The 9,537-nt window shown below is 63.6% G+C and carries 10 protein-coding genes; 5 read left to right on the top strand and 5 right to left on the bottom strand.

Features of this window, described 5'->3' with window-relative positions:
• From ABSB13_RS15985 to scpB, 3 genes are all read left to right on the top strand, one after another.
• On the top strand, nt 1-601 hold a 601-nt coding region (locus tag ABSB13_RS15985; protein ID WP_428110261.1), incomplete at its 5' end, for a site-2 protease family protein.
• Nucleotides 598-1,350 (top strand): segregation and condensation protein A, encoded by a 753-nt coding sequence (locus ABSB13_RS15980; RefSeq protein WP_428110259.1) that lies wholly within the window; start codon nt 598-600, stop codon nt 1,348-1,350. The genes ABSB13_RS15985 and ABSB13_RS15980, both read left to right, overlap by 4 nt.
• 11 nt (nt 1,351-1,361) lie before the next feature.
• Nucleotides 1,362-2,069 carry an SMC-Scp complex subunit ScpB gene (scpB, locus tag ABSB13_RS15975; protein WP_428110258.1) on the top strand — a complete coding sequence of 236 codons (708 nt, stop codon included), beginning with the start codon at nt 1,362-1,364 and terminating at the stop codon, nt 2,067-2,069.
• Between the two features lie 44 nt (nt 2,070-2,113).
• Here scpB and dnaB read toward each other — a convergent pair whose 3' ends face one another.
• Together dnaB and ABSB13_RS15965 are read right to left on the bottom strand one after the other, a co-directional pair.
• Nucleotides 2,114-3,496: a replicative DNA helicase gene (gene dnaB, locus ABSB13_RS15970; RefSeq protein WP_428110257.1), complete on the bottom strand. Its 1,383-nt coding sequence runs from the start codon at nt 3,494-3,496 to the stop codon at nt 2,114-2,116.
• A 143-nt stretch (nt 3,497-3,639) separates the two neighbouring features.
• The gene (locus tag ABSB13_RS15965; RefSeq protein ID WP_428110256.1) at nt 3,640-4,359 is read right to left on the bottom strand and encodes a rhomboid family intramembrane serine protease; all 720 of its coding nucleotides are present in this window, start codon (nt 4,357-4,359) and stop codon (nt 3,640-3,642) included.
• Between the two features lie 257 nt (nt 4,360-4,616).
• Between ABSB13_RS15965 and ABSB13_RS15960 the strand changes: the two genes are divergently transcribed.
• Complete coding sequence (locus ABSB13_RS15960) at nt 4,617-5,342, top strand: dienelactone hydrolase family protein (RefSeq protein WP_428110254.1); 726 nt, start codon at nt 4,617-4,619, stop codon at nt 5,340-5,342.
• A 29-nt stretch (nt 5,343-5,371) separates the two neighbouring features.
• A complete protein-coding gene (locus ABSB13_RS15955) occupies nt 5,372-5,821 on the top strand; it encodes a hypothetical protein (RefSeq protein WP_428110253.1) in 450 nt (149 codons plus the stop codon).
• Nucleotides 5,822-5,882: 61 nt separating this feature from the next.
• Here the strand turns inward: ABSB13_RS15955 and ABSB13_RS15950 are convergent, their stop codons facing one another.
• Genes ABSB13_RS15950 through ABSB13_RS15940 form a run of 3 tightly spaced genes read right to left on the bottom strand, consistent with a single transcriptional unit; the run spans nt 5,883 to nt 8,946 of the window.
• On the bottom strand, nt 5,883-6,563 hold the full coding sequence (locus tag ABSB13_RS15950; protein WP_428110251.1) for a nitroreductase family protein: 681 nt from the start codon (nt 6,561-6,563) through the stop codon (nt 5,883-5,885).
• Nucleotides 6,564-6,610: 47 nt separating this feature from the next.
• Complete coding sequence (locus ABSB13_RS15945) at nt 6,611-7,267, bottom strand: response regulator transcription factor (protein WP_428110250.1); 657 nt, start codon at nt 7,265-7,267, stop codon at nt 6,611-6,613.
• Complete coding sequence (locus ABSB13_RS15940) at nt 7,267-8,946, bottom strand: sensor histidine kinase (protein ID WP_428110249.1); 1,680 nt, start codon at nt 8,944-8,946, stop codon at nt 7,267-7,269. The genes ABSB13_RS15945 and ABSB13_RS15940 overlap by 1 nt, the downstream gene beginning before the upstream one ends.
• Nucleotides 8,947-9,537 lie beyond the last annotated feature (591 nt).

The following is a 9,537-nucleotide window of genomic DNA, read 5'->3' as shown; positions in this document are numbered from 1 at the left end:
GATCATCGCGCACGAGGTTATGCATGGCGTGGCAGCGCTGTGGCTTGGCGATGATACCGCGCTTCGCGCCGGACGGCTCACGCTGAATCCGATTTCACACGTCGATCTCTTTGGGACGATTATCCTGCCGTTCGCGCTGTACCTGTTTGGGGCGCCGGTGCTCGGCTACGCGAAGCCGGTCCCCGTCAATTTCCGCGTGTTGCGGGGCGGCCGGAGCGGGATGCTGAAGGTGGCGGCCGCCGGACCGCTGACGAACTTCGTGCTGGCAATCGTGAGCGGACTTGTGCTGCGCGCAATGCCGGCCTTTATGCACGGCTCGCTCGGCCCCACCGTCGCCGAACCGCTTGCCCGGATGATGCAGGCGTCGGTGATTGTCAATGTCGAACTGGGGGTCTTCAATCTCTTTCCCGTGCTGCCGCTGGACGGCGGGCGGGTGTTGTTCAGCATCCTGCCGCTCGCGGCCGCGCACGCCTACGCACAGACCGAGCGTTATGGCTTCCTTATATTGCTGTTGCTGCTGTATACGCATTGGCTGGATGTCGCGATCTATCCGGTCATGAACATGGCGCTGGGTGCGATCTCCTGGATGGTGCAACTTTGAGCGACGAATCCAACCCGCCGCCCAGGCTCGGAGCCGACGCCGGGGTCCGCTTCCGGCTCCCGATGTACGAGGGTCCGCTCGACCTGCTGCTGCATTTGCTCAAGCGCGCCGAGCTCGACCCGCACGAAGTCACCGCCAGCGTAATCACCGAGCAGTACCTGGCATGGCTCGAATTGCTCGACCAGTTGAACCTCGACGTGGCCGGCGAGTACCTGGTGATGGCGGCGACGTTGCTGTTGATCAAGTCGTTCGCCATGCTGCCGCATCCGGAGCTCGCCGACACCGAGGAAGCCGAGGAGCTCAAGCGCGACCTGATCGAACGGCTGCTGGAATATCAGCGCTATCGCGAGGCGGCTGAAAAGCTCGCGGAGCGCGCCCTGCTCGGCCGCGACGTGTTCACCACGCCGGGCGAGAGCGCGCCCGAAGACGCGGACGCGAAACAGTACACGGTTACGATTTTCGACCTGGTCGAAGCGATTGGCGCAGTGCTCAAGCGCGTCGCCGACAAGACCCCGCGCGCCATCGAGCTGCGCGACATCCCGGTGGCAGAATGTATCCCGCGGATACTGCGTGCGCTGGAGGGCGTGGAACGAATCCAGTTCGCCGCGCTGTTCGAGGATGCAGACGATCGATCGATTGTAATCGCGACGTTTATCGCGCTGCTCGAGTTGATACGCCGGCGCGAAGTTCGCGCATTTCAGGAAGCGCGCTTCGGCCCGATTTTTCTCGAGCGCGCCGCCGCGGAATGAATGGAGGCCGAGTGGAAGAAGAGCGTCTGAAATCAATTCTCGCAAGCCTGCTGTTCGCGGCCGGCGAGCCGGTCTCGCTCGCGCGGCTGGCCGCGGTCTTCGACGACCTCCCGCGGGCGACCGTGCACAAAGCGCTGGCCGCGATGGCCGCCGAGTACAGCGCCGAAAACCGCGGTATCGTGATCGACGAGGTCGCCGGCGGCTACCAGATGCGGACGCCGAAGGACCACGCCAGCTACGTTCGCAAGCTGCTCGCCACCAGGCCGCCGCGGCTTAGCCGCCCGCTGATGGAGACCGTCGCGATAATCGCCTATCGACAGCCCATCACGCGCCCGGAGATCGAACAGTTGCGCGGCGTCGACACGGGAGGCGTACTCGAAACGCTGCTCGAACGCCGGCTCGTCAAGATTGCCGGGCGCAAGGACGCACCGGGACGCCCGATGGTCTATGAGACCACCGACGAGTTCCTCGAATTGTTCGGACTGAAAAATCTCGAAGGCCTGCCCGACCTTTCGGAGTTCCGCGAGATCGAGCGCGCCGTCGAGCAGGCGACGACCGGGCCGGTCGAAGGCATCGAGACTCATCCCGAGGACGTGGTTGTGGTGGATCCCACCTTATCCGACGAGGTCGGCTCATCAAGCGCGGGCGAAGAACCGGCCGAGCCCGGACCGCATCGCGATCCGTCGTCCTCCGACGACGACGACGAAACCTCGCGCTGACGCGCCGCCGCTCTGGCCGGCGAGGAAGACGAACGCGATTCGTTCTAGACGCCCGTGTCTTCGAAGACTCCCGTCTCCGGCGTGTAGTTCTCGAAGCGGGTGTAGTTGCTGAGATAGGTCAACTTCGCGGTGTCGGTGGGGCCGTTGCGCTGCTTGGCGACGATTATCTCGGCCACGCCGGGCTCCTTGCTCTCCTTGCCCTTGTACATTTCCTCGCGGTAGATGAACGCGATCACGTCGGCGTCCTGCTCGATCGCGCCCGACTCGCGCAAGTCAGCCAGCATCGGACGGCGATTCTCGCGCGACTCGACCTGCCGGTTGAGCTGCGACAGCGCGATGACCGGGACCTTGAGTTCTTTCGCCAGCGCCTTGAGCGAGCGCGAGATTTCCGCGATTTCCTTTTCGCGCGACTCGCCGGGCCGCGCGGATCTCATCAGCTGTAGATAATCGACGATTATCAGGCCCAGGTTCTTGGCGCGCTCGCGCTTGAGACGCCGGCATTTCGCCTTGAGCGTGATCGCCGTCGTGTCCGACGAGTCATCTATATAGATGTTCGAATCCGACAGCCGCGCCGCCGCCTGCGCGAGCTTGGGGAAGTCGCGCTCGCCCAGAAATCCCTGCCGCGCCCGCGCGCTGTCCACCCGCGCCTCCGAGCACAGCATGCGCAGCACCAACTGCTCCTTGGACATTTCCAGCGAAAAAAACGCGACGCCCATCGGCGGGTCCGCGTCCATCGCGGCGTAGGCCGCTATGTTCAGCGCGAGCGCCGTTTTGCCCATGCTGGGGCGGGCCGCGATGATGACCAGGTCCGACGGCTGGAAGCCCGCCGTGATGCGATCGAGATCGACGAACCCGCTCGGCACCCCGGTGATCATCTCGCGGTTTTCGTACAGCCGCTCGAGGATCTTCAGCGACTCGCGCGTCAGCTCGGGCATCGTGTGGAACGACGGCTTAATCCGCTGCTCGGAAATCTCGAAGATGCGATGCTCGGCTTCGTCGACGAAACCGTCCACGTCGGACGGCGCCTCGTAGGACGAGCTTGCGATGTCGGTCGCGATCGAGGCGAGGCTGCGCAGCACGGCCTTCTCGTGCACGATGCGCGCGTAGTGCGCAACGTTCGCCGCGGTCGGCACGATCGAAGCCAGCTCCGCGATGTAGCCGGTTCCGCCGATCTGCTCGAGCACGCCCTTGGTGCGCAGCGCTTCCGTCAGCGTGATCGCATCGACCGGCTGGCTGTGGTCGGTGAGCTCCGCCATCGAGCGAAAGATCTCGCGATGCGACTCGCGGTAGAATTCTTCAGCCGCAAGGATTTCCAGCGCGTGGTTAATCGCGTCGTTGTCGAGCAGGATCGCGCCCAGCACCGATTGTTCTGCTTCGAGATTCTGCGGAGGAACGCGCTTTAGAATATCGTCCGACGAAACCGCCACCTGACCACCACCTCCCGACCGCGCGCTCTGATTTCCAGGAGCGCAAATTATTTCTCATCCGATGACCGCTTACAACTATTACTCCAGCCGCACGCCAACGGTTGTCACCACGCCGTCCACAGTTCATGCACAATCAGCCGGCGCTATCGCCGCCGGCGCGGACGATTCACCGCGAGCATCGGGCCCAGCGCGATTCCGAACATGAAGCCGCCAACGTGCGCCCACCACGCGACTCCACCCATCGCCCCCGCGCGGCCTCCTGCTTCGAGTCCAGCGTAGAGTTGCACCGCAAACCAGACCAACAGGTAGATGACCGCCGGAATTTCGACGAACTGCACGAAAATAAAAATCGGGATAATCGTGAGAATGCGCCCGCGCGGGTAGAGGATGAAGTACGCGCCGAGCACGCCGGCAATCGCGCCGCTCGCGCCGATCACGGGGACACCCGACTCGGGCGCGATCCACACCGTCGCGAGCGCCGCGGCGATTCCCGCGGCGAAATAGAAGATCAGGTACCGCGACGCGCCCATCCGATACTCGACGGCCGCGCCGAAGATGAACAGGTACAGCATGTTGCCCGCGACGTGCCACAAACCGCCGTGGATAAACATCGACGTGACTGTCGTCATCAACGGCGCCAGCGCGTCGAGGGTGCGATGCGCGGCCGGCTCATGCCATGCCAGGGCGCCCGCCGAGAGCGCGCGCGTGACCGCTGCCGGGACCATCGCGAATCTGCCCACGAAGGCGGTTACGCGCTCGCCCAGTGACAGTTCGTAGACGAACACCGCGATGTTCGCGGCAATCAGCGCGCTGTTGATTGGGGTCAGGCGGCGCGGCGCGGCGTTGTCGCGAAGCGGAATCATCGCAATATCAGGCCGGGCACGCGGATTAATCGACCGGCGGTGCAATACTAGCGGCGCGCAGCGGGTCGGCGCGAGAAGGCGCGGGCGGCGGCGAAAAGTGATACTTTCTTATGCAAGCGCCGCATCGAACTTTCTCACTTGAGCCGGGCCTCTTTGTATGCGAAAAAGATCGCCGGGTCGGCGACGGCGTCAAACGCCATCCGCGATCGCGCCCCGCTCGTCAGCGGACGCCAATCTTTGTCAGGGAGGTTTCAATCATGGAAGTCGTCTCGAATGAAGTATCGATCCGTACCGGCGACGAGAAGATGCCGGCGCATCTCGCGCGCCCCGCGTCCGGAGGTCCGTATCCCGCGCTGGTCGTCGTGATGGAAGCGTTCGGCCTCAACGATCAAATCAGACGCATCACGAACAAATTCGCGGCCGAAGGCTTCGTCGCGATCGCTCCAAATCTCTACTTTCGCCAGCCCAACAACGTCGTCGGCTACAACGATTTGCCCGGCGCCTTTCGCCTGATGGGCTCGGTCAACGATGATCAAATCGTCGCGGACATGGGCGCCGCGATCGATCACCTCAAGGCGTTGAAGGACGTCAAGCCCGCGTTCGGCACCGTCGGATTCTGCATGGGCGGACGCGTCGCTTTCCTGACCGCATGCCGCAACTCCGCTGTCAGAGCCACCGCGCCGTATTACGGTGGCGGGATGGTGAAGGCGCGTCAGCCGGGCGTGAAGCCGCCCATCGAATACGTCGACGGCCTCAACGCACCGGTGCTGGCCTTCTTCGGCGGCAAGGACGCGTTCATTCCGATCGCCGAAGTTGACGAATTTCGCGACGCGCTCAAGAAGGCCGGCAAGCCCGCCGAGGTGGTCTTTTATCCCGACGCCGATCACGGCTTCATGTGCGACGATCGTCCGTCGTTCCATCCCGTGCATTCCAAAGAGGCGTGGGCCAGGACCGTCGCGTTCTTCAAGGAGTATCTCGGCTGAAACGGCGTGGTCGTGTTTTGTTGAAATCATTGCGGCGAGCTGCTCTTCGCCGGCCCGTCTTTTTTCTCGCGATCGCCATCGCGGCGGCCACCGCATGCTATTCGTCCGACTACCATCGCACGACGGCGGCGAACGTGTCGCTGCTTTCCGATATGTCCGACAAGCTGGCGGATTATTGCCGCACCTATTTCAAGCTCGACGATCGCCAACTGTCGTCCGAGGAGATGGGTGAGTTCTACTACGCCTTCAACAAGGCCAACGCGTTCTCGTCATCGACGCCCCGCGAGTCCTCGCTGCGCTCGCATCGCGATTTCGTAAAGCTGCTGAACGCCTACGAACAATTCGCGCACGCCGCCGACGCGTACCGCCTCGGCGGCAAGTCCAATCCCGCGGTGCTCGCCTCATTGCTCTCGCAGCACGACCAGGTCCGGCACCTCGCCGGCAAAGTCACCGAAGATCTTCGCGACGAATTAAATTGACACTTCGCGACGCAAGACCAGGCGCGGTGATTCCGGAACACTCCTGTAAATCGCGCCGCGCTCAGCTCTTCCAATGGTCGCCGTATTTGTCCAGGTACGCGACCTCGCTCACGGGCCGCCGCATGATCGGTCCGAACTTTCCCTGCGGATATCCGATCGGCATCAGCGCGTAGGTCTGCACTTCGGCCGGCAGCCCCAATATCGCCTTCACCTCGTCCTCGAAATAGGCGTGAATCGTCGTGAGCACCGTGCCGAGACCCAGGCCGCGGCAGGCGAGAATAATGTTCTGCACGGCGGGATAGATGCTCGAGCCTGAGAGCCGCGCCATCTTCTTCATCGCCGCGGCCACCTCGGGCGCAAGCTTGGGCGGCGTTCCCGCCGGCGCGGTCTGCTTCAGGCATGCGACCAACAGCACCGGCGCGTCACCCATGTGCTCGACAAGATGGGTCGCCGACGCCCGCAGTTTCCGGTAGGCGTCCTCGCTCATGTGCGCGGGCTTGACGCGATCGGTGTAGAGCGCCATCAGAACTCCGCCGCCCTTGCGATACACGTCGCCGATCTTTTTACGCTGCGCCGCGTCCTTGATGACGATGAACTCCCAACTCTGTTGGTTGCTGCCCGACGGCGCGCGAATCGCCGCGTCGAGCACCTTGGTGATTACATCGTCGGGAACCGGATCGGGCTTGAATCGCCTGAGCGATCGCGCCGAGTAAATTGCCTCGAAGAGTCCTATTTCTGCCATCGGTGAGCTGCTCCCGATGCGATTGTTACCCGCTCGGCGCCCCGCGCTCAATCGATGCGAATCAGTTTGTGCTTGATCGCGTATCGCACCATCGCCGCCGTCGAGCGCAGGTCGAGCTTCTGCTTGACGTTGTCGCGATGCGCTTGCGCGGTTTTCACGCTGATGCCGAGTCGTTGCGCGACCTCCTTGGTAGTCGCGCCCTCGCCTATCAGCTTGAGCACTTCGCGCTCCCGCCTCGTCGGATTCGCCTCGTGCGCCGCGTTCGCGGGCGCGCCACCGCGCAACCGCGCGAGCACGATCGGCGCGATCGTGGGGCTCAGGTATTGCCGCCCGGCGTGAACTGCCCGCACCGCGCTCAGCAATTCCGCCGCCGCGTCGGTCTTGACCACGTAGCCCGCGCAGCCCGCCTCGCCAAACGCTTCCAACACGTATTCCTCGTCGTCGTATTGGCTGAGCACCAGCACTTTGCACACCGGCACTTCCCTGGTGATTCGACGCGCCGCGGCAAGTCCCCCGATTCCCGGCATCCCGACGTCCATCACGATCACATCGGGCTTCAATTGCGCGGCAATCGCGACGGCCTGTTCGCCATCGGATGCCTCCGCGACCACCTCGCACTCGGCCGCGAGCACCATCCGCAGCGCCTCGCGGAAGATCCGATGGTCATCGGCGAGCAGCACGCGAATCGGCCGGTGATTTTCCATCACGCGGACTCCGGGATTTCAGCGACGACTGTCGTGCGGCCTGCCTGCGACTGGACCCTCAAGCTCCCGCCCATCAATTCCAGCCGCTCCCGCACCCCCGCCAGGCCAATCCCCTCGCCCGCGAGGTTGGCCGCGATGCCGCAGCCGTCGTCAGTCACCGAGACGCGCGCGGCCGCATCGGTACTGTCAATCGTGATTTCGACCGACTTCGCGCGCGCATGCCGAATCACGTTGGACAGCGTCTCGCGAACGACCTGGAAGCATAGCTGCTGCACCGGGCGCGAGATTTTCTCCGCCGCGCCATCGTGAACCGAATGCACTAACTTCGCGGTTACGCCCGCGCGATGCAGCCGCGCGAACTCGCCCTCGATTGCCTCGTCGAGCGAAGCGTCTGCGATCGTGACGGGACGAAGCTCGCGCGTCTTGCGGCGCAACTCCTCCTCGACCTGCTTGAAGATCGAGCGCGCCGCCTCGCGCCGTCCGTCGAGCGCAATTTTCGCCGCCGCAATCAACTGCGCCTGATCGTCGTGCAGGTCGCGCGCGATTCTGGCCCGCTCCTCGTCGATCGCGGCAAACATTCTGAGCGCAAGCTGGCGCACCAGCAGGTTGCGCCGCGCGGCCTCCCGCTCCATCACCCAGTTCGCTGCCAGCGGAGCCAGCCGCTCGACAATCGCCTCCGCCCTGGCCGCGGATGCGCGCCCGTCGCGCGAGGCCAGCGCAATCGCGCCTCCCTCGAACGGGATACACACATACGAACCACGGAACATTCTGTCTTCGGAAAATTGGTTGGCGCGATTGACGGCAGTCGCGTCGCGATCGCGCCAGCGCGCAATCACGATATGGCGCCGAAAACTTTCCCCGAGCGCGCTGCCGGTCTCACCCAAATCGAATTCCTTGTGCCCGGACGACGATGCGGCCACGGTCAACGCGCCGCCGTCGGCGACCGCAACCACCCATTGATCGAAGCCCGCCCCGGCCGCGACGAGTTCGCCGAAGCGGCCGAACCTTTCGATCGGCTGCGCACGCCGCGCCGCCGCAACCGCCTTGTCCAGGTGATTCATCACGGCCCGCTCTCGCACCAACTCCCGCCTTGCGTCGATAGCCTGGCGGCCGCGCTCGGCGCCGTGGGTCCGCCAGAATTCAAGCGACCCGCGCCCGGCGGCCAGCGCTATCTCGCCGAAAACCGCCCGCGCCATAAGTTCAAGCGATGCTTTAAGTTCGCCGCGGGCGCGATCCGCCGGCGCCACCATCGCGATTCGCACCGCGCTCACGCCGTCGGTGAACGCCGACGCGGCAATCTGGCGCCCGTCCATTGCTTCGACTCGCACGATTGCGTCGATTTCCCGCGCGTTAAGCGCCACCCTTTCAATCGACTCAATTGAACCAGGAGTTCCGCGCGCCCGCTTCAACCCGTATCCCGCGACCGCGTCACTGAGCCGATTGTTGAGCGCAGCCAGGACCGCATTGACAACCTTGTCCCATCGCGACTCGCCGCGCGGCGCGCACACTATTTCGCCGCCGCCACCGGCGGGAAACGCGATCGCACATCGCTCGGCTGCAACCGTCCCGGCGCCAAGCTCGGCGATAGCGGCGATCCGATCGCTGAACGATGTTGGTCGCGCCGCAGGTCGCGACGCGACAACCGCCAATTGATTGGGTGGTTTCAGAGCGTTTGCCAACTTGCTGGCTCCGCCTTCAGGATGACGGGGAAAACGAATGTTCTAAAGGGCGCGCGAGCGAATGTGGCCCGCGTCCCGTTACGCAAAGAACAATTTGTTGCGACAGTAACTCTTTCTGTCAGCGATGTCCGGAACTAAATAGCCTCTCCCTGACAGGAGACCTTTGCATAACTGGGCGTCGGGGCTGGAGCTACATATGCTGGCGCGCTCTTTTTTTGTGTCATCCTGAGCGCAGCGAAGGAACCCGGATCCGGGATTCTTCCCCTTCGGCAGCACTCAGGGCTTCGGCTCAATCTCAGCAGCTTTCGCTCAGAATGACACGAGCACCGCTTACTTTTTTGTGTCATCCCGAGCGTAGCCGAGGGACCCCGGATCCTTCCTTTTTTGTGTCATTCAGAGCGCAGCGAAGAATCCCGGATCCTTTTCCTTTGCCTCTCTCCTAATTTCCTCGCCCTGTCAGGAAACCTTTGCATAACTCGTGCGTCTCTTATGAAACAGGTGTGAGGGATGCGGAGGAGGAGCGGCAGATGAGTCATCGGATGATGGGGCAAATTAGTTTGGCGGAGAGCATAATCGCGCGGCGCAAGCCCC

This window comes from Binatus sp. (SeqCode), from assembly GCF_050013435.1.
Classification (GTDB): Bacteria; Desulfobacterota; Binatia; order Binatales; family Binataceae; genus Binatus.
Note: the sequence above shows the minus strand (reverse complement) of the source record. Positions and strands in the feature narration are given on the sequence as shown.

Bases quoted from the DNA above. Each gene is read 5' to 3' on its own strand.
- ABSB13_RS15965 (WP_428110256.1), bottom strand. From the start codon at position 4,359: ATGATTCCGCTTCGCGACAACGCCGCGCCGCGCCGCCTGACCCCAATC.
- ABSB13_RS15960 (WP_428110254.1), top strand. From the start codon at position 4,617: ATGGAAGTCGTCTCGAATGAAGTATCGATCCGTACCGGCGACGAGAAG.
- ABSB13_RS15950 (WP_428110251.1), bottom strand. From the start codon at position 6,563: ATGGCAGAAATAGGACTCTTCGAGGCAATTTACTCGGCGCGATCGCTC.
- ABSB13_RS15945 (WP_428110250.1), bottom strand. From the start codon at position 7,267: ATGGAAAATCACCGGCCGATTCGCGTGCTGCTCGCCGATGACCATCGG.